This is a genomic window from Pseudomonas sp. B37(2017), from assembly GCF_002112885.1.
In the GTDB taxonomy this organism is placed as follows: domain Bacteria; phylum Pseudomonadota; class Gammaproteobacteria; order Pseudomonadales; family Pseudomonadaceae; genus Aquipseudomonas; species Aquipseudomonas paraglycinae.
Genome location: NZ_NEIX01000003.1, coordinates 46,211 through 65,260, shown reverse-complemented (window position 1 = coordinate 65,260; position 19,050 = coordinate 46,211). Strand labels below are relative to the sequence as shown.

General features: G+C 63.2%; 16 protein-coding genes. 12 read left to right on the top strand and 4 right to left on the bottom strand.

All coding sequences use genetic code 11. The features are described from left to right. Window positions 1-6: 6 nt before the first annotated feature. Entirely contained in the window at window positions 7-2,286 is a 2,280-nt protein-coding gene (gene ptsP, locus CAF90_RS09525) for a phosphoenolpyruvate--protein phosphotransferase (protein WP_007953470.1), read from the top strand. A 33-nt stretch (window positions 2,287-2,319) separates the two neighbouring features. Here ptsP and CAF90_RS09520 read toward each other — a convergent pair whose 3' ends face one another. Further along, window positions 2,320-3,066 carry an NRDE family protein gene (locus tag CAF90_RS09520; protein WP_085605943.1) on the bottom strand — a complete coding sequence of 249 codons (747 nt, stop codon included), beginning with the start codon at window positions 3,064-3,066 and terminating at the stop codon, window positions 2,320-2,322. Between the two features lie 131 nt (window positions 3,067-3,197). Here CAF90_RS09520 and CAF90_RS09515 point away from each other — a divergent pair, with 131 nt between their 5' ends. The 3 genes from CAF90_RS09515 (at window position 3,198) to CAF90_RS09505 (ending at window position 5,914) form a co-directional block, all read left to right on the top strand. Further along, window positions 3,198-3,980, top strand: a complete 783-nt coding sequence (locus tag CAF90_RS09515) for a sulfite exporter TauE/SafE family protein (RefSeq protein WP_085605941.1) — start codon at window positions 3,198-3,200, stop codon at window positions 3,978-3,980. A 96-nt stretch (window positions 3,981-4,076) separates the two neighbouring features. Beyond that, window positions 4,077-4,892, top strand: a complete 816-nt coding sequence (gene lgt, locus CAF90_RS09510; protein ID WP_085605938.1) for a prolipoprotein diacylglyceryl transferase — start codon at window positions 4,077-4,079, stop codon at window positions 4,890-4,892. A gap of 50 nt (window positions 4,893-4,942) precedes the next feature. Next, window positions 4,943-5,914: a thymidylate synthase gene (locus tag CAF90_RS09505; protein ID WP_085605936.1), complete on the top strand. Its 972-nt coding sequence runs from the start codon at window positions 4,943-4,945 to the stop codon at window positions 5,912-5,914. Window positions 5,915-6,086: 172 nt separating this feature from the next. Here the strand turns inward: CAF90_RS09505 and cadR are convergent, their stop codons facing one another. Continuing rightward, window positions 6,087-6,536: a Cd(II)/Pb(II)-responsive transcriptional regulator gene (cadR, locus tag CAF90_RS09500; protein WP_007953454.1), complete on the bottom strand. Its 450-nt coding sequence runs from the start codon at window positions 6,534-6,536 to the stop codon at window positions 6,087-6,089. 84 nt (window positions 6,537-6,620) lie between these two features. Here cadR and CAF90_RS09495 point away from each other — a divergent pair, with 84 nt between their 5' ends. The 7 genes from CAF90_RS09495 (at window position 6,621) to CAF90_RS09465 (ending at window position 15,675) form a co-directional block, all read left to right on the top strand. Then, the gene (locus tag CAF90_RS09495) at window positions 6,621-8,930 is read left to right on the top strand and encodes a heavy metal translocating P-type ATPase (protein WP_085605934.1); all 2,310 of its coding nucleotides are present in this window, start codon (window positions 6,621-6,623) and stop codon (window positions 8,928-8,930) included. 16 nt (window positions 8,931-8,946) lie between these two features. After that, the gene (locus tag CAF90_RS09490) at window positions 8,947-9,810 is read left to right on the top strand and encodes a LysR family transcriptional regulator (protein ID WP_007953452.1); all 864 of its coding nucleotides are present in this window, start codon (window positions 8,947-8,949) and stop codon (window positions 9,808-9,810) included. 157 nt (window positions 9,811-9,967) lie between these two features. Beyond that, the gene (locus CAF90_RS09485) at window positions 9,968-11,044 is read left to right on the top strand and encodes a putative 2-aminoethylphosphonate ABC transporter ATP-binding protein (RefSeq protein WP_085605932.1); all 1,077 of its coding nucleotides are present in this window, start codon (window positions 9,968-9,970) and stop codon (window positions 11,042-11,044) included. After that, window positions 11,044-12,768, top strand: coding sequence for a putative 2-aminoethylphosphonate ABC transporter permease subunit (locus tag CAF90_RS09480; protein ID WP_085605930.1), 1,725 nt, complete (start codon window positions 11,044-11,046; stop codon window positions 12,766-12,768). Before CAF90_RS09485 ends, CAF90_RS09480 begins: the two co-directional genes overlap by 1 nt. A gap of 35 nt (window positions 12,769-12,803) precedes the next feature. Beyond that, window positions 12,804-13,829 (top strand): putative 2-aminoethylphosphonate ABC transporter substrate-binding protein, encoded by a 1,026-nt coding sequence (locus CAF90_RS09475; RefSeq protein ID WP_064600170.1) that lies wholly within the window; start codon window positions 12,804-12,806, stop codon window positions 13,827-13,829. A 152-nt stretch (window positions 13,830-13,981) separates the two neighbouring features. Continuing rightward, window positions 13,982-15,115 carry a TIGR03364 family FAD-dependent oxidoreductase gene (locus CAF90_RS09470; protein WP_085605928.1) on the top strand — a complete coding sequence of 378 codons (1,134 nt, stop codon included), beginning with the start codon at window positions 13,982-13,984 and terminating at the stop codon, window positions 15,113-15,115. Further along, window positions 15,115-15,675 carry a phosphonate degradation HD-domain oxygenase gene (locus CAF90_RS09465; protein WP_085605926.1) on the top strand — a complete coding sequence of 187 codons (561 nt, stop codon included), beginning with the start codon at window positions 15,115-15,117 and terminating at the stop codon, window positions 15,673-15,675. The genes CAF90_RS09470 and CAF90_RS09465 overlap by 1 nt, the downstream gene beginning before the upstream one ends. 10 nt (window positions 15,676-15,685) lie before the next feature. Here CAF90_RS09465 and CAF90_RS09460 read toward each other — a convergent pair whose 3' ends face one another. Beyond that, a complete protein-coding gene (locus CAF90_RS09460; RefSeq protein WP_085605924.1) occupies window positions 15,686-17,071 on the bottom strand; it encodes a GTPase/DUF3482 domain-containing protein in 1,386 nt (461 codons plus the stop codon). Continuing rightward, window positions 17,064-18,437, bottom strand: a complete 1,374-nt coding sequence (locus CAF90_RS09455) for a DUF2868 domain-containing protein (protein ID WP_085605922.1) — start codon at window positions 18,435-18,437, stop codon at window positions 17,064-17,066. The genes CAF90_RS09460 and CAF90_RS09455 overlap by 8 nt, the downstream gene beginning before the upstream one ends. Window positions 18,438-18,522: 85 nt before the next feature. Here CAF90_RS09455 and CAF90_RS09450 point away from each other — a divergent pair, with 85 nt between their 5' ends. Then, window positions 18,523-19,035 (top strand): dihydrofolate reductase, encoded by a 513-nt coding sequence (locus CAF90_RS09450; RefSeq protein WP_085605920.1) that lies wholly within the window; start codon window positions 18,523-18,525, stop codon window positions 19,033-19,035. Window positions 19,036-19,050 lie beyond the last annotated feature (15 nt).

Below are 19,050 nucleotides of genomic sequence, written 5' to 3'. Positions count from 1 at the left end.
CGAGCCATGCTCAATACGCTGCGCAAGATCGTCCAGGAAGTTAACTCCGCCAAGGATCTCAAGGCGGCGTTGGGGATTATTGTGTTGCGCGTCAAAGAGGCCATGGGCAGCCAGGTCTGCTCGGTCTACCTGCTTGATCCAGAGACCAACCGCTTCGTGCTGATGGCCACCGAGGGCTTGAACAAGCGCTCGATCGGCAAGGTCAGCATGGCACCCAACGAGGGTCTGGTCGGCCTGGTCGGCACGCGTGAAGAACCCCTGAACCTCGAAAACGCCGCGGATCACCCGCGCTACCGCTACTTCGCCGAAACCGGCGAGGAGCGCTACGCCTCGTTCCTCGGGGCGCCGATCATTCACCACCGCCGCGTCGTCGGCGTGTTGGTCATCCAGCAGAAAGAACGCCGCCAGTTCGATGAAGGTGAAGAAGCCTTCCTCGTGACCATGAGCGCGCAGCTCGCGGGCGTAATCGCCCACGCCGAGGCCACAGGCTCGATCCGTGGTCTGGGCCGTCAGGGCAAGGGCATCCAGGAAGCCAAGTTCGTCGGCGTACCGGGTTCGCCGGGCGCGGCGGTCGGTACCGCGGTGGTCATGCTGCCGCCGGCGGATCTGGACGTGGTGCCGGACAAGACCATCACCGACATCGACGCTGAACTGGCGCTGTTCAAGACCGCCATCGAAGGCGTGCGCGCCGACATGCGTGCGTTGTCGGCCAAGCTGGCGACCCAGCTGCGTCCGGAAGAACGCGCGCTGTTCGACGTCTACCTGATGATGCTCGACGATGCCTCGCTGGGCAGCGAAATCACCAACGTGATCAAGACCGGGCAGTGGGCCCAGGGCGCGTTGCGTCAGGTCGTGACCGATCACGTCAACCGTTTCGATTTGATGGACGACGAATACCTGCGTGAGCGGGCGTCGGACGTCAAGGACCTGGGCCGCCGTCTGCTCGCCTACCTGCAGGAAGAGCGTCAGCAGAATCTGGTCTACCCGGAAAAGACCATTCTGGTCAGCGAAGAACTGACGCCGGCGATGCTCGGCGAGGTGCCGGAAGGCACGCTGGTCGGTCTGGTATCGGTGCTCGGTTCGGGTAACTCCCACGTCGCGATCCTGGCCCGGGCCATGGGTATCCCGACGGTGATGGGTGTAGTCGACTTGCCATACGCCAAGGTCGACGGCATTCCGATGATCGTCGACGGACTCAAGGGCGAAATCTACACCAACCCGAGCGAAGTGCTGATCAAGCAGTTCGCCGAGGTGGTGGAAGAAGAGAAACAACTGGCGCTGGGTCTCGACTCCCTGCGCGACCTGCCGTGCGTGACCCTCGATGGTCACCGCATGCCGCTTTGGGTCAACACCGGCCTGCTGGCGGATGTGGCGCGGGCGCAGAAGCGCGGCGCCGAAGGCGTCGGTCTGTACCGTACCGAAGTGCCGTTCATGATCAACCAGCGTTTCCCGAGCGAGAAGGAACAACTGGCGATCTACCGCGAGCAGCTTGCCGCGTTCCATCCGCAACCGGTGACCATGCGCAGCCTGGACATCGGCGGCGACAAGTCGCTGTCGTACTTCCCGATCAAGGAAGACAACCCGTTCCTCGGCTGGCGCGGGATCCGCGTCACCCTCGACCACCCGGAAATCTTCCTGGTGCAGACCCGCGCGATGCTCAAGGCCAGCGAAGGCCTGAACAACCTGCGGATCCTGCTGCCGATGATCTCCGGCATCCACGAGCTCGAAGAGGCGCTGCACCTGATCCACCGGGCCTGGGGCGAAGTGCGCGACGAAGGCACCGACGTGCCGATGCCGCCGGTGGGCGTGATGATCGAAATTCCTGCGGCGGTTTACCAGACCAAAGAGCTGGCGCGGATGGTGGACTTCCTGTCGGTCGGCTCCAACGACCTGACCCAGTACCTGCTGGCGGTGGACCGCAACAACCCACGGGTGGCCGATCTCTACGACTACCTGCACCCGGCGGTGCTGCAAGCCCTGCAAACCGTAGTGCGCGACGCCCATGCCGAAGGCAAGCCGGTGAGCATCTGCGGCGAGATGGCCGGTGACCCGGCGGCGGCGGTGCTGTTGATGGCGATGGGTTTCGACAGCCTGTCGATGAACGCCACCAACCTGCCGAAGGTGAAATGGATGCTGCGTCAGATCAACCTGAGCAAGGCCAAGGATCTGTTGGCGGAACTGATGACCATCGACAACCCGCAGGTGATCCACAGCTCGCTGCAACTGGCGTTGAAGAACCTCGGGTTGGCGAAGATGGTCAATCCGGCGGCGGTCAAACCGCTATAAAAAGACAAGATCGCAGCCTTTGGGCTGCGATCTTCATAGGTTGATCTCCACTTCCCCCAGATGCCCGCCATACGGCCCGAAACTACGCTCCACCATCCGCCGCGTCCCATCCGCCTGCACAATCAACGCCGTACTCGCCCGAGTCCCGTAACTCTGGCTGGCAATAAACACACTCGACAACAACGACTCGGTCGCCAGCCCCACGCCGGTGTCCGGCAGGTCAGCAAACGGCGCCGTCTGCGCATCGCTCAATAAGGCCAGCAACCGGTCGGGCTGCGGATCATCCAGCACCGCACTCAATGCCGCCTTGGCCTTGAGCAGTTTCGGCCACGGCGTGTCCAGCCCGGCGTTGGACAATCCATAAACGCCTGGCTGCAGCATCACCGGTTCCGAAGACCGCGCATTGAAGTGCCACAGCTCGTTGGCATTGCCCAGCAGCAGGTTGAAGCCGGCATAGTCCGGCGAACGGGCGACAACGTCGGACAAATAGTCATCGATCGACAGGTTTCCGGTCAGAAACCCTGCCACCAGCTCGCCCCGAGAGCGTCGCGCCGGCGGCTGATGCGGATCGCGAATGTTGGTCAGCGCCGCAAAACGACCGTTGGCACCAAGACCGAGCCAGGTGCCCCCGGCCTCAAGATCGCGACCGGCATGAACATGCGGCGACTCGGGCCACTGCGCCAGGGGCAGGCTGGGCCGGGCGTAGAACTCGTCACGGTTGGCCGCGACGATCAGCGGCTGGGCATGCCCCGGTCGCCAGGCGAAAACAATCAGGCACATAAGGTGGTCCTTGTGTGTTTTTTGCCCACTCTACGCAGACATCGTCCGTGCATCCATCGCCAGTGGAGCCGAAGGGTATCCATCCGTTACCATGCCGCTCCGGTTTTGGGGATGCGCCTTGGGAGGCAGTCATGGAATTTCTGCTCTATCTGGCGCTGGGCGCCTGTGCGGGCGTATTGGCCGGGCTGTTCGGGGTGGGCGGCGGGATCATCATCGTCCCGGTGCTGGTGTTCAGTTTCACCTTGCAGGGCTTCGATCCGTCGATCCTGACCCACCTTGCGGTCGGCACCTCGCTGGCGACGATCATCTTCACCTCGGTCAATGCGGTGCGCGAGCATCATCGACGCGGCGCCGTGCGCTGGCCGATCTTCAAGTGGATGACCGTCGGCATCCTGCTCGGCGCCGGTTTCGGGGCGCTGACCGCCGAAGCGATCTCCGGGCCCAACCTGCAAAAGATCATCGGTGTGTTCGCCCTGGTGATCGCGGCGCAGCTGGCGCTGGACGTCAAACCCAAGGCCAGCCGAACGGTGCCCGGCAAGCTCGGTCTGACCATGGCCGGCAGTTTGATCGGCTGGGCCTCGGCGATTTTCGGGATTGGCGGCGGCTCGCTGACCGTGCCATTCCTGACCTGGCGCAGCGTGCCGATGCAGCAGGCGGTGGCGACATCGTCAGCCTGTGGCCTGCCAATCGCTGTCGCCAGTGCAATAAGTTTCATGATTCTGGGCTGGCATGATCCGTTGCTGCCGGCCCATAGTCTCGGTTTTGTGTATTTGCCGGCGCTGCTGGGCATTGCCCTGACCAGCATGGTGTTCGCCCGTCTCGGCGCGCGGCTGGCGCACAGGTTGTCGCCGAAGTTGCTGAAACGGCTGTTCGCGGCTTTGCTGTTTTGCGTGGGCCTGAGCTTTCTGTTCTGAGCCGTCTGTTTTGGCAGGTCGCAATCCTGGCTTAATCCTGAGGTGACAGCGTCGCCCGGGAATTTTTGAAGATTTGAATGCTAACGAGGAGTCGCAATGCTGCCTTACCCGCAGATCGATCCGGTGGCCCTGGCCATCGGTCCGCTGAAAATCCACTGGTACGGCCTGATGTACCTGGTCGGCATCGGCGGCGCGTGGCTGCTGGCATCGCGCCGGCTCAACCGTTTCGACCCGACCTGGACCAAGGAGAAGCTCTCCGATCTGGTGTTCTGGCTGTCGATGGGGGTGATCGTCGGCGGGCGTCTGGGCTATGTGCTGTTCTACGACCTGAGCGCCTACATCGCCAACCCGACGCTGATTTTCGAAGTGTGGAAGGGCGGCATGTCGTTCCACGGCGGTTTCATCGGCGTGATGCTGGCCGCGCTGTGGTTCGGCAAGCGTAACGGCAAGTCGTTCTTCCAGCTGATGGACTTCGTGGCGCCGATGGTGCCGATCGGTCTGGGCGCCGGGCGCATCGGCAACTTCATCAACGCCGAGCTGTGGGGCAAAGCCACCGACGTCCCGTGGGCGATGGTGTTCCCGCCGTTCAGCGACCCGGCGCAACTCCCGCGTCATCCGTCGCAGCTGTATCAGTTCGCGCTTGAGGGCGTCGCTCTGTTCCTGATTTTGTGGATTTTTTCGCGCAAGCCTCGGCCGACCATGGCGGTCTCCGGCATGTTCGCGCTGTTCTATGGCATCTTCCGTTTCATCGTCGAATTCGTCCGCGTGCCGGACGCGCAACTGGGCTATCTGGCCTGGAACTGGCTGACCATGGGTCAGGTACTCTGCGTACCGATGATCATCGGCGGGCTGTTCCTGATCTGGCTGGCCTACCACCGCGCCCCGGCGGCGCCGGTTGCACCGACAGCTTAAATATTCGAACCCCGGCGCCGTTTGCCGGGGCTCAAGGACACAGGTAACTCATGAAGCAATATCTCGATCTGGTGTCGCACGTCATCAACAACGGCACCAAACAGGCCAACCGTACCGGCGTGAACACCATCAGCTTTCCGGGCGCCATGCTGCGCTTCGATCTGCAGGAAGGTTTCCCGGCGATCACCACCCGCAAGATGGCCTTCAAATCGGCCATCGGCGAGATGTGCGGCTTTCTGCGTGGCGTGAACAACGCCGCCGAATTCCGTGCGCTGGGCTGCAAGGTCTGGGATCAGAACGCCAACGAAAACGCCCAGTGGCTGGCCAACCCGTTCCGCCAGGGCGAAGACGACCTCGGCGAAATCTACGGCGTGCAATGGCGCAAATGGCCGGCGTACAAGCAGATCCCGTTGAGCAACACCGCCGCCATCGAACAAACCCTGAGCAACGGCTATAAGCAGATTGCCCAAGGCGAAGAAGACGGCCAGGCCTACGTGGTGCTGTACAAAGCCATCGATCAGGTGCGCCAGTGCGTCGACACGATCATCAAGGACCCGGGCAGCCGCCGCATCCTGTTCCACGGCTGGAACTGCGCCCAGCTCGATGAAATGGCCTTGCCGCCGTGCCATCTGCTGTACCAGTTCCACCCGAATGTCGAGACCAAAGAGATCTCTCTGACCCTCTACATCCGCTCCAACGACCTGGGCCTGGGCACGCCGTTCAACCTCACCGAAGGCGCCGCGCTGCTGAGCCTGATCGGTCGCCTGACCGGCTACACGCCGCGCTGGTTCACCTATTTCATCGGTGACGCCCACGTCTACGAAAACCACCTGGAAATGCTCAACGAACAGCTCAAGCGCGAGCCATTCGCCATGCCGAAGCTGAAGATTTCGGACCGCGTGCCGGAGTTTGCCAAGACCGGTGTGTACCAGCCGGAATGGCTGGAGCTGGTGGAGCCGAGCGACTTCTCGCTGGAAGGCTACGAGCACCATGCGCCGATGACTGCGCCGATGGCGGTCTGAAGCACGAGTGACAAACAACTGAGGGAGCCAAGTGGCTCCCTCAGTTGTTTCTGGTGGTCAGATCGTTCCCACGCTCTGCGTGGGAATGCTGCCATGGACGCTCTGCGTCCAAAGTGACGCAGAGCGTCACGGGATTCATTCCCACGCAGAGCGTGGGAACGAGCGACAGTTGTTAGTGGCCGTGGCTTCTGCCCACATGCGAATGCTCAACCTCCGCCGCCACAACACCGCCACTTACCTCCAGCCGCTGCAAAATCCCGCACTGATCCGCCTCCGGCCCCTCGCCACAGCGCTGGCGCAGGTCGAGCAGTTGCGTCTGCAATGCCAATAACCCGTCAATCCGCGCCTTGACGTGCTGGATGTGTTCGTCGATCAGCGCATTCACGCTTTCGCACTGGTCCTGCGGGCTGTCGCGCAAGGCGAGCAGGCTGCGGATTTCTTCGAGGGTCATGTCGAGGGTGCGGCAGTTGCGGATGAAGGTCAGGCGTTCGGCGTGGGCCTGGGTGTAGACGCGGTAGTTGCCGTCGCTGCGGGCCGGTTCCGGCAGCAGGTTTTCACGTTCGTAGTAGCGGATGGTTTCCACGGCGCAATCGGTCTGTTTCGCCAGTTCTCCGATCTTCATGACGGCAATCTCCAAAAGGGTGCTTGACCCTATAGTGGCTACAGGGTCTTTACTTGGCAACAGGCACCTTCATGGACGCGACCAATGAGCGATTCCCTGCACACCCACAAGCCCGGCGACGGGCACGATCACAGTCACAAACTGCAGCCTGTGCATAAACATGCCCACGCCGGCGATTCCTGCTGCGGGTCGAAAACCGTTGCGCCTGCGCCGGTTCGTTCGAGTGAAGACTCTTGCTGCTCGTCGAAAGCCGCCGCGCCTTCACTGGTGCAACTGAGTGAGGCAAAAAGCGCCGACGCCCGGCTGAGCAGCTTCCGCATCGAGGCGATGGACTGCCCGACGGAGCAGACGCTGATCCAGAACAAGCTCGGCAAACTGGCCGGGATTCAGCAGCTGGAATTCAACCTGATCAACCGCGTGCTCGGCGTGACCCACAATCTGCCGGACACCGCGCCGATCATCGACGCGATCAAATCCCTCGGCATGCAGGCCGAACCGCTGGAGGCGGGCGTCGAAGCGCCAGCGCTGGCGCCGGTGAAAAAACACTGGTGGCCCCTCGCGCTATCCGGCGTCGGTGCGCTCGCTGCCGAAGTGATCCACTTCACCAGCGCCGCCCCGACCTGGGTGGTGGCGATCATCGCGCTGATCTCGATCCTCAGCGGCGGCCTCACCACCTACAAAAAGGGCTGGATCGCCCTGAAGAACCGCAACCTCAACATCAATGCGCTGATGAGCATCGCCGTGACCGGCGCCGTGTTGATCGGCCAATGGCCGGAAGCGGCGATGGTGATGTTCCTGTTCACCGTGGCCGAGCTGATCGAAGCGCGCTCGCTGGATCGCGCACGCAACGCCATCAGCGGTTTGATGCAGATGACGCCGGAGCAGGCGACCGTGTTGCAGGCGGACGGCAACTGGGTCGAACTGGACGTCAAAAACATCGATCTCGGCGCCCGCGTGCGGGTGAAACCCGGCGAGCGCATCGCGCTGGACGGTGAAGTCGTCAGCGGCAGTTCGACCATCGATCAGGCGCCGATCACTGGCGAAAGCCTGCCGGTGGAGAAAACCGCCGGCGACAAAGTCTTTGCGGGCACCATCAACCAGGCAGGTTCGCTGGAATACACAGTGACGGCAGCGGCGAACAATTCGACTCTGGCGCGGATCATCCACGCCGTGGAACAGGCGCAGGGCGCGCGGGCGCCGACTCAGCGCTTCGTCGATCAGTTCTCGAAAATCTACACCCCGGTGGTCTTCGTCTTGGCCCTGGCCGTGGCGATCATCCCGCCGCTGTTCATGGGCGCCGCGTGGTTCGACTGGATCTATCGCGCGCTGGTGCTGCTGGTGGTCGCTTGCCCGTGTGCATTGGTGATTTCCACTCCGGTGACCATCGTCAGCGGCCTCGCGGCGGCGGCGCGCAAAGGCATTCTGGTCAAGGGCGGCGTGTACCTGGAGGGCGGTTTCAAGCTCGACTATCTGGCCCTCGACAAGACCGGCACCATCACCCACGGCAAACCGGTGCAGACCGACTACCTGTCCCTCGACCCGACCGCCGACGCCACGGCCCCGGCGATTGCTGCCGCGCTGGCCGGGCGTTCCGATCACCCGGTGTCGCTGGCCATCGCCAACGCGGCTGTGGATAAAGGGGTCGCGGCTCTGGTTGTGGATAACTTCGAAGCGCTGGCCGGCCGTGGGGTAAAAGGCGAGGTCAACGGTCAGGTCTACCACTTGGGCAATCACCGACTGGTTGAAGAACTGGGTCTGTGCTCGCCGCAACTGGAAGAAAAACTGTTCGCGCTGGAGAAACAGGGCAAGTCCGTGGTGTTGCTGCTCGACCGCTCCGGTCCGCTGGCACTGTTCGCCGTGGCCGACACCGTCAAGGAAACCAGCCGCGAAGCGATCCGCCAACTGCACGAACTGGGCGTGAAAGCCCTGATGCTCACCGGCGACAACGTCCACACCGCGCAGGCGATTGCGGCGCAGGTCGGGATCGATCAGGCCAAGGGCGACCTGCTGCCGACCGACAAATTGCAAGCCATCGAAGACCTGTATGCGCAGGGCCGTCGGGTCGGCATGGTCGGCGACGGCATCAACGACGCGCCGGCACTGGCTCGGGCCGAGATCGGTTTCGCCATGGCCGCAGCCGGCACCGATACGGCGATTGAAACCGCCGATGTCGCCCTGATGGACGACGATCTGCGCAAGATTCCGGCCTTCATCAGCCTGTCGCGCCATACCGCCGCTATTCTGAAACAGAACATCGCGCTGGCGCTGGTGATCAAAGCGATCTTTCTTGGGGTAACCTTCGCCGGGCTCGCCACCATGTGGATGGCGGTGTTTGCCGACATGGGCGTGAGCCTGCTGGTGGTGTTCAACGGTTTGCGCCTGTTGCGCAAATAGAGGAAGAGGGGCGGTTGTGCTGAGTGCCGAGCTGAAAGCGTTTTACATGGTGGCCCGCCTGGGCAGCATCACGCTGGCGGCGAAAAAGCTCGGCCTCAGCCAACCGACCGTGACCACCCAGATCCGCAATCTGGAAAGCCAGTATTCGGTGGAGCTGTTCTACCGCGGCGGCCGGCGCCTGAGTGTCAGCGACGAAGGTGCGCGACTGTTGCCGATGGTCAAAGCCTTGTTGCAGCAGGAAGCCGATATCGAATTCTTCCTGCGCAACAGCGGCCAGGTCCAGGGCACGCTGCGCATCGCCGCCACCGCGCCGTATTACATCCTCGATCTGGTGAAGACCTTCCGCGAGCGCCTGCCGCAGGTAGAAGTCTCGGTGGAAATCGGCAACTCTCAGCAAGTGCTCGAAGCGCTGGAGGATTACCGGGTGGATGTCGCGGCCTCGTCGCAATTGCTCGACGATGCCCGGCTGATCCGCCGGGTGTTGGGCAGCGATCCGCTGGTGCTGGCGGTGCATCGCAATCATCCACTGGCGGCGCACGACCATGTGACGCTGAGCGCGCTGGCCGGGCATACCTTGCTGATGCGTGAATCCGGCTCGACCACCCGTCGCCTCACCGAAGAATTGCTGGCCAGCGCCGGGGTCAGTTTCGGCCCGTTGCTGGAGATCGGCAGCCGCGAATCGATCCGCGAGGCGGTGCTGCGCAACATCGGCATCAGCATCATCGCCCGCCAAGAAGTGCCGCACGATCCGCAGTTGCGGGTGCTGACGCTCGAAAATGCGCCGCAGATTCCCGAATATCTCTACTGCCTCAAGGAACGCAAGAATGCCCGCTTGCCGGCGGCGTTTCTCGGACTGGCGCAGGAAATGTCCCCGGCTTGATCGTAATGATCGTTCCCACGCAGAGCGTGGGAACGATCCGCGATCCGCGGGGAACCCAAATCCCTGAATACCACTATCGGTCGATTTTGCCTTGTTGCCATATGACCGACGCATTACAACTCTAGGATTCGTCTCATCTGCTTGATGAGGCCTGTCCATGAACCCTGCAATCGCAACTGCCCTGACCAACCCCGGCGCACCGATGAAAGTGCGCGGCGTGCAGAAGCGCTTCGGCGCCTTCACTGCGCTGGATAACGTCTCCCTTGATGTCGCGGCTGGTGAGCTCGTTTGCCTGCTCGGCCCGTCGGGCTGTGGCAAGACCACATTGCTGCGTTGCATCGCCGGTCTGGAAAAGCAGGACAGCGGCGAGTTGTACCTCGGCGAGCGCGACGTTTCCCACCTCGTCCCGCAGGCCCGGGACTACGGCATTCTGTTTCAGTCCTACGCGCTGTTTCCCAATCTGACCGTCGAAGCGAACATTGCCTACGGCCTCGCCAGTAGCGGTCGCGATGAAGTGCGCCGTCGCGTCGGTCAGATGCTGGAACTGGTCGGCCTCAGCGGCAGTGAGAAAAAGTACCCGGGCCAGTTGTCCGGCGGCCAGCAGCAACGGGTGGCACTGGCCCGCGCCCTGGCCCCCGCACCGTCGCTGCTGTTGCTCGACGAACCGATGTCGGCCCTCGATGCCCGCGTCCGCGAGCATCTGTGCACCGAGCTGCGCCAACTGCAACGCAACCTCGGCATCACCACTCTGATGGTCACTCACAATCAGGACGAAGCCATGCTGATGGCCGACCGCATCGCCGTGATGAACAACGGCAAGGTCGAGCAGTACGCCACCCCGCAGGAAATCTACAACCGCCCGGCCACGCCGTTCGTGGCCGAGTTTGTCGGCCAGGGCAACTGGCTGCCGTTCCAGCGCAGCAGCGACAGCCACGCCAAGGTCGGCGGGATGAACCTGCGCCTTGCCGATGGCAGCGTCCATAGTCCGTCGGGCCGGCTGTTCTGCCGCCCGGAAGCGATCAACGTCAATCCGTTGGTGCACGAAGAAAACCTGTTCCCGGCTAAGGTCCGCGAGATCACTTTCCTCGGTAACCGCTGCCGCATGAGCTTCGAACTCGATCAATTGCCCGGTCACGCCTTGCTCGCTGAACTGGCGCCGGAAGCCATGCCACGCCTCGGCGCCCAGCAGATCATGGTCGCCTTGCCGCCACGCAGCCTGCAGGTGTTTGCCTGATGAACAGCAACCTCGCACTGCCGCTACCGCAAAAGCAGGCGCGGCAGGTGTCCGGGGCCGAGGTCGGCGACCGGATCTTCGTCCTCGGCGGCAAACTCCTGCTGCTGGTGCTGCTCGGTGTGGCCGTGCTGTTGCCATTGCTGGCGATCTTCTGGCGCGGCTTCAGCAGCGAAGCCGGGCAGGGTGGTGGCTGGCTCGCCGCCAAGGAGCTGGTGAGCAGCGACAATTTCCACTGGTTGCTCGGCAACAGCCTGAAGGTTTCCCTCAGCGTCGCGACGATCGTCGTACCGCTGGCCTACCTGTTTGCCTACGCCTTGCAGCGCACGTTGATTCCGGCAAAAGGCATCTGGCGGGGGATTTCACTGCTGCCGCTGATGGCGCCGTCGATGTTGCCGGGGATCGCGCTGGTTTATCTGTTCGGCAATCAGGGCATGTTGCGCGGGCTGCTGTCGGACAACATCTACGGTTTCTGGGGGATTGTTCTGGGTGAGGTGATCTACACCTTCCCACACGCCTTGATGATTTTGCTGTCAGCCCTGTCGCTGGCGGATGCGCGATTGTTCGACGCTGCGTCGAGCATGGGCGCCAGTCCGGCGAAAGCCTTCCGCAGCATCACCTGGCCGGCGACCCGTCAGGCCGTGTTCGCCGCGTTCTGTCTGGTGTTCACCCTGACGATCACCGATTTCGGTGTGCCGGTGGTGGTCGGTGGCGACTATCAGGTGCTGGCGCTGGAAGCCTACAAAGCCGTGGTCGGCCAGCAGCAATTCGGTCGCGGCGCATTGATCGGCATGGTTCTGTTGCTGCCGGCACTGTTCAGCTTCGGCGTCGATGCCTGGCTGCGCCGCCGTCACGGCGACTCCATGAGCGGCCGCGCCCAGGTGTTCAAACCGGCACCGTCGAAGAAGCGCGATGCTTTTTATCTCAGTGTTGTGCTGCTGATCAGCGCCGCGTTGCTGCTGGTGTTCGGCATGGCGGTGTTCTCGTCGCTGGTGAAGTTCTGGCCGTACAACCTGTCGCTGTCGCTCAACCACTATCAGTTCAACGAGACTGCCGGTGGTGGTTGGCTGGCCTACGGCAACAGTTTGAAGATGGCGCTGGGCACGGCGTTGATCGGCAGCGTGTTGATCTTTACCGGCGCCTACCTGATGGAAAAGACCCGCAACCAGCGCGGGCTGAATCTGACACTGCGCATGCTCAGTTTCGTACCGATGGCGGTGCCGGGGCTGGTGCTCGGTCTGGGTTACGTCTTCTTCTTCAACCTCACCGGCAACCCGCTGCACGTGCTGTACGGGACCATGACCCTGCTGATCGTCTGCACCATTGCTCACTATTTGACCACTGCGCAAATGACCGCCACCACCGCGCTGCGTCAGCTCGATGCCGAGTTCGAAGCTGCCGCGCTGTCGCTCAAGGCGCCGCTGTACCGGCATTACCTGCGGGTCACCGTGCCGATCTGCCTGCCGGCGCTGCTGGACATCGTGCGCTACCTGTTTGTCTCGGCCATGACCACCGTGTCCGCCGCGATCTTCCTCTACAGCCCCGACACCATCCTCGCGGCGGTGGCGGTGCTGAACATGGATGACGCCGGCAACGTCGGCGGCGCGGCGGCGATGTCGACGCTGATTCTGTTCACCTCGGCGGGCGTGTCCTTGCTGCTGGCGTGGGCTTCGCGCGGCTTGCTGCGCCGTTCCCAGGCCTGGCGGCAAACGGCGCCCGGCCACTGATTTTCCCAACCTCAACTCAAGACAGGAAAACGATCATGTTCAAGCCTATGGCCCTGGCCGCTGCTGTGCTCGCTACTTTCAGCCTGAATGCCTTCGCGGCAAAAACCGAGTTGACGGTGTACACCGCCCTCGAAGCCGAGCAGTTGAAGTCCTACAAAGAGGCCTTCGAAAAGGCCAACCCGGACGTCGAGATCAAGTGGGTGCGCGACTCCACCGGGATCATCACCGCCAAACTGCTGGCCGAAAAGGATCGTCCGCAGGCTGACGCGGTCTGGGGCCTGGCGGCGTCGAGCCTGGCGATTCTCGATCAGCAAGGCATGCTGCAAAGCTATGCGCCGAAGGATCTGGGCAAGATCGGCGCGAACTACCGCGATGCCGCCAACCCGCCAGCCTGGGTCGGCATGGACGTCTGGGCCGCGACGATTTGCTTCAACACCGTCGAGGCCGAGAAGCAGGGCCTGACCAAACCGGTGAGCTGGCAGGACCTGACCAAGCCTGAGTACAAAGGCAAGATCGTGATGCCGAACCCGGCCTCGTCCGGCACCGGTTTCCTCGACGTCAGCGCCTGGCTGCAAACCTTCGGCGAGAAACAGGGCTGGGCCTACATGGACGGCCTGCACCAGAACATCGGCCAGTACGTTCACTCCGGCTCCAAGCCTTGCAAACTGGCGGCAGCGGGCGAATTCCCGATCGGCATTTCCTTCGAATACCCGGCCGTTCAGCTGAAGCGCCAAGGTGCGCCGCTGGACATCATCCTGCCGAAGGAAGGCCTGGGCTGGGAGATCGAGGCGACTGCCGTGATCAAAGGCACGCCGCACGAAGAGGCCGCGAAGAAACTGGCCGACTTCTCCGCCAGCGCCCCGGCGATGGATCTGTACAAGGAAAACTTCGCCGTCCTCGCGCAACCGGGCATCGCCAAACCGCAGACCGAACTACCGGCCGACTACGAGCAGCGCCTGATCAAGAACGACTTCGCCTGGGCCTCGAAGAATCGCGACGAGATCCTGACCGAGTGGCGCAAGCGCTATGACGGCAAGTCCGAGAAAGTCGCTGCCAAGTAAATCTTCTTACCCGATCGTTCCCTGACGGAGCATTGATCGTTCCCACGCTCCGCGTGGGAATGCAGCCAAGGACGCTCCGCGTCCTCTGTGACGCAGAGCGTCACGGTATTCATTCCCACGCAGAGCGTGGGAACGATCATTGAGGTAGCTACATGACACAACACAAAGACTTGCTGATCGTCGGCGCCGGCATCCTCGGCCTGTCCCACGCCTATGCCGCTGCCCGGCGCGGTCTCAAGGTCACGGTTTTCGAACGCACCGCCACGCCACTTGGCGCGTCAGTACGCAACTTCGGCCAGGCACTGGTCACCGGCCAGCCACCGGGCCCGATGCTCGAACTGGCCAAGGCCAGCCGCGAAATCTGGGGCCAGTGGGCGCAGCTCGCCGGCCTGCAACTCAAGCGCAACGGCTCGTACCTGTTCGCCCGCACCGAGGCAGAAGAGCACCTGCTCGAAGCCTTCTGCGCCGGACGCGCCGTCGAGCACGGCTACCGCGTCGAACTGCTGCGCGGTGCCGCGTTGCGCGATCTGTACGGTGGTCAGTTCAGCCATCACCGCGCCGCGCTGCACGGCATGGACGATCAACAGCTGTATTCGCGGGAAGCGATTCCGGCGCTGATCGAATACCTGCGTCGCGAACTCGACGTCGAGTTTCACTTCTCGACGCTGGTGCGCGACGTCGAACCGGGGTGCTTGCACAGCACTGCCGGGATCTTCACCGCCGAACAGATCATCGTCTGCTCCGGCCACGATTATCAGACTTTGCTGGCCGAGCCGATTGCCGCCCTCGACCCGCAAATCTGCCGCCTGCAAATGCTCCGTGCCAGGCCGCAGATCGACCTGAACTTGCAACACGCCTTGCTCACCGGCCTCAGCTGCGTGCATTACGGCGCCTTTGCCGATCTGCCGGAAGCGGCCGCAGTGCAGGCGCAGATCCTGCGCGAGCAACCGCACTTGCAGGAAAACGGCATTCACCTGCTGATCAGCCCGACACCTTATGGCGAACTGATCATCGGTGATTCACACCATTACGGCTGCGATCCGTCGCCGTTCAACGCAGAACAGGTCGACAACTGGATGCTCGAACTGGCCGAACAGACCCTCGGCTGCAAGGTGCAGGTGGTCGAGCGCTGGCAGGGTGTCTATGGTTCCCGTGGACCGGGGCCGTTTTCGTTTCTGCGTCCGGCACCGGGGCTGAGTGTGGCGCTGATGCACAGCGGCGTCGGCATGAGCGTCGGTCCGGCCATGGCCGAACGCAATGTCGCACAGCTTTTTGGAGAGCACTGATGTTGAGTCACGAACAAGTCATCGACCGGGTGTTCGGCCTCTATGAGCGCTTCGGCGCCAGCGACTACATCGGCGAACCGGTGTCGCAGATCGAACACATGTCCCAGGCGGCGCAACTGGCCATCGCCGAAGGCTTCGACGACGAAGTGGTGCTTGCCGCGTTCTTCCACGACATCGGCCACTTGTGTGCCGAAGGCGCGGAAAACATGGGCGGTTACGGCGTGGTCAGCCACGAACGCCTCGGCGCGGATTATCTGCGTGAGGCCGGCTTCAGCGAACGCCTGGCGCGGCTGGTGGAATATCACGTCCAGGCCAAGCGTTATCTGACGCTCAGGGAATCGGGCTATTACGACCGCTTGAGCGAAGCCAGCCGCCGCACCCTGGAATATCAGGGCGGGGTGATGACGGAGGCTGAAGCGGATGCGTTCGAGCAGGATCCGTTGTGCGCCGTCAGCCTGCGAATGCGCCAGTGGGATGAGCTGGCGAAGGAAATGGCGGTGCCTGTGATGGATCTTGCCGTCCTCAAGCGCAAGGCTGAGTTTTTGTTGTCGACCGGGTGAGGGCGCGGATCTAAAGCTCAAGCACCTTCCCTACCAACAACTCAATCTGCTCCTGCCGCTCCGCCTGATTCAGCTTCGGATGCGGATTCAGCGAAGACCATTGCGGATGCGCCCGCGCTTTGTTCAGCGCCTCCGGCAGCTTGCCTTCGCGCCAGGTCTTGTCCTGCGGCGTCGCCACCTGAACGGCATCCATCGCCGCATGGCCTCGGGCATTCAGCGCTTGCAGCAGTTGCCGCTGACGCAGTGCCAACAGGCGCAACACGTTGTCGTCGACGGTCAGCTCTCGTTCCCCTTTGATCTTGCCGAGCAGACGGTTGCCATAGCTGCGGGCGGTTTGCAGGGCGCCGCCGGCAATGGCCCCAGCCAGAGCGGCGGCGCCGAGGGTGATGCCGCCCACCAGCAGATCCACACCCGCACCGGCTGCGGCACCGGCGGCAATCCCGCCACCGACTCGCACGCCGAGTTGCTTGAGGGTTTCCGGGTTGAACAGGTCATCGCCCCAGCGCCCGTCGAGCAGCGGCAGATCACTGGCGGCGGCGTCCTGCGGGCGGAAGGCGTAGAGCTTGAGCAGCGCTTCGACGCAGCGTTGTTCGCGCTGGCGCACGGCTTTGCGCAGTTCGCTGATGGCTTGTTGTTCCTGTTCGGCGTTGCTCGCCACACTGCGCCGGCAGGCGGCGCAGTCGATCAGCAATTCGGCGATCAGGCGTGCGGCGCTTTGCTCGCGGGCCAGGCGTTGGGCCTGTTGATCGGCGATCAGTCGTTCAAGTTGTGGGCGGGCGTTTTCCAGCAACAGTGCGAGGCTTTCATACAGCCGCCGCTCACCGTCCTCGGGCGGGACGACGCTGTCGAAACGCACCAGCGCATGCAGGCCCAGACGCGCCAGCGCTTCGCGCCAGTCCGGCTCGCGGTGGTTGGCGCTGCTGACGAAATTCAGCACCGGCAGCAACGGCTTGCCACAACTGGCCAGCACTTCCAGCTCATCGCGGTACTTGGCCAGCACCGGTTCGCGGGCGTCGATCACGTACAGGCCGGCATCGGACTCGAGCAGCTGCCGCAACACTTTGGCTTCCTGTTCGAAACGCTGGCGCGCTTCGCTGCCATCGAGAAACCGCGCCAGGCGTGCCGGGCCGTCGAGGCGTTCGCCGGGGCGCTCCAGACGTTCCAGAAAATCCAGCAGGGCGATGGCGTCTTCCAGACCCGGCGTGTCGTAGAGGTCGAGCAACGGTTCGCCATCCACCGACAACCGCGCGCCTTCGACATGCCGGGTGGTGCTCGGGCGATGGGAGACTTCGCCGAAGCCGACGTCGCGGGTCAGGGTGCGCAACAGCGAAGTCTTGCCGACGTTGGTATGGCCGACCACCGCCAGTTTCAGCGGCGCTTTCCAGGCATCAGTCATGTCCGTGCTCCAGCCAGCTCAACGGGGCGCAATCGGCAAACGGCAGCTCAAGCTGTTGCAGCGCCACATGCCAGTCACCGAGGCGTTCGGCGTCCAGCGCCTGTCCTTGCGGCGCCTGCAACAGCCAGACGCGGGTCGCGGCGGCGTTGCGCGCCAGCTCGGCGATCAGCGCCAGGCTGCCGCGATCCGGTGAACGCCGTGGGTCGCAGGCAATCGCGAGGCGCGCCGGCGGGAAGCGGCTGAGTTGTTCGAGCAGTTTGTTGCGCGATTCGCGACTATCGAGGATGCCGGCGTTGCTGACGTTTTTCGGCAGTGTCGGCGGCCATGAGTGTTGATCGTCGAGTTCGATTGCCACGAGCAACGCGCCATCGCTGGCGTGTTCGCCGACGGTGCTTTCGACGCGGTGCAATTGCGCAGGTTCTGGATCGGTGATGCCGAGGCGTTCGCTGGTCGGCATCAGGCGTTCGCGCAGTTGTGCGTAGCCGGGCAGGTTCAGGTCAAGATGCAGCGCAGCTTTGCCGCTGTTCCAGCGCCAGAAGCAGAACAGCGCCAACAGCAGGCGCGGCAACACGCCGTACACCACCAGCACGCCGACCAGCCAGGTTGCCCACGCCTGACGGGCGCTTTCGATGTTCAGCGCGGTGTCGCCGCTGGCGCGGATCATGTCCACGGTCGGCACGTTGAAGCCCAGTAGCGCCGGCAATGCGCCGAGGGCCTGGGTCATGGTGATGAACGTGTCGGCGCTGAGAATCGTGGTTTCCCAGACGAAGCCGTAGCGCCGGGTCGCCATCAGGGTTAGCAGCAAAACCAGCGCGCTGAACATCGCCAGCAACCACAAGCCATTGACCAGCGTGCCGAGCGCCCAGCGATTGAGCTTTTTGCGTTGCAGCATCAACAGCAGGGCCGGCGCCAGTTGTGCAGCTTTGGCATCGCGGGCGAGTTTTTCACTGAGCCATAGCCACAAGCGGCCGAGGGTGGCGCCGTGTTCGCCAGCGAAGATCAGCCCCAGCGCCCAGCTCAACAGCAGAATCAGGTTCAGCCCGAGCAGACTGCCCAGCGCCCAGAACACATTGACCGGCGTCTGTCCCAGTGCAGCGAAGGCCAGGCCGGCGCCGCTCAGTACCGCGAAGATCGCCAGCAGCACCAGCGCCAGACGTGCGCCTTGCAGCCAGTGCTTGAGCGCCGAGGTCAGGCCGTCGCGCTCGGCCAGCCACAGGGCGCGGCGTTGAATGCGTCCCGGCAGATCGCCGCCGGCCGCGCGGGCCAGGCGATTGGCTTCCAGATCGTCCAGCGGGCCTGCGTGCTCTTCGCGCAGGCGCACGGTTTCGGTGAGCCAGAGGTTTTGCAGTGAAGTCAGTTCAGTCACGCGGCATCCCGTTGCTTGATTGAGCCGTGAGCATAACCGCTGTGGCGCTTATCGGGGTAAGGGCGGCTCTGGTATCCTCGCCCGCATGACTAAATCACTCCCCCTCAGCCTGATCGCAGCCCTCGGTGAAAACCGTGTGATCGGCGTCGACAACAGCATGCCCTGGCACCTGCCGGGGGACTTCAAATACTTCAAGGCCACGACACTCGGCAAGCCGATCATCATGGGTCGCAAGACCTGGGATTCGCTGGGACGTCCGTTGCCGGGCCGTCTGAATATCGTGGTCAGCCGTCAGGCCGGTCTGGTGCTGGAAGGCGCGGAAGTCTATCCGTCGCTGGACGCCGCCGTGGTTCGCGCCGAAGCGTGGGCGAAAGAGCAGGGCGTCGACGAGTTGATGCTGATTGGCGGGGCGCAGTTGTATGCGCAGGGGCTGGCGCAGGCGGACCGTTTGTATCTGACTCGCGTGGCGCTGAGCCCGGAAGGCGATGCGTGGTTTCCGGAGTTCGATCTGAACCAGTGGAAACTGGTGTCGAACGTGCCGAATCCGGCTGAGGGCGACAAACCGGCTTACAACTTCGAAGTCTGGGAGCGGGTTTAGCTCGATTGATCGTTC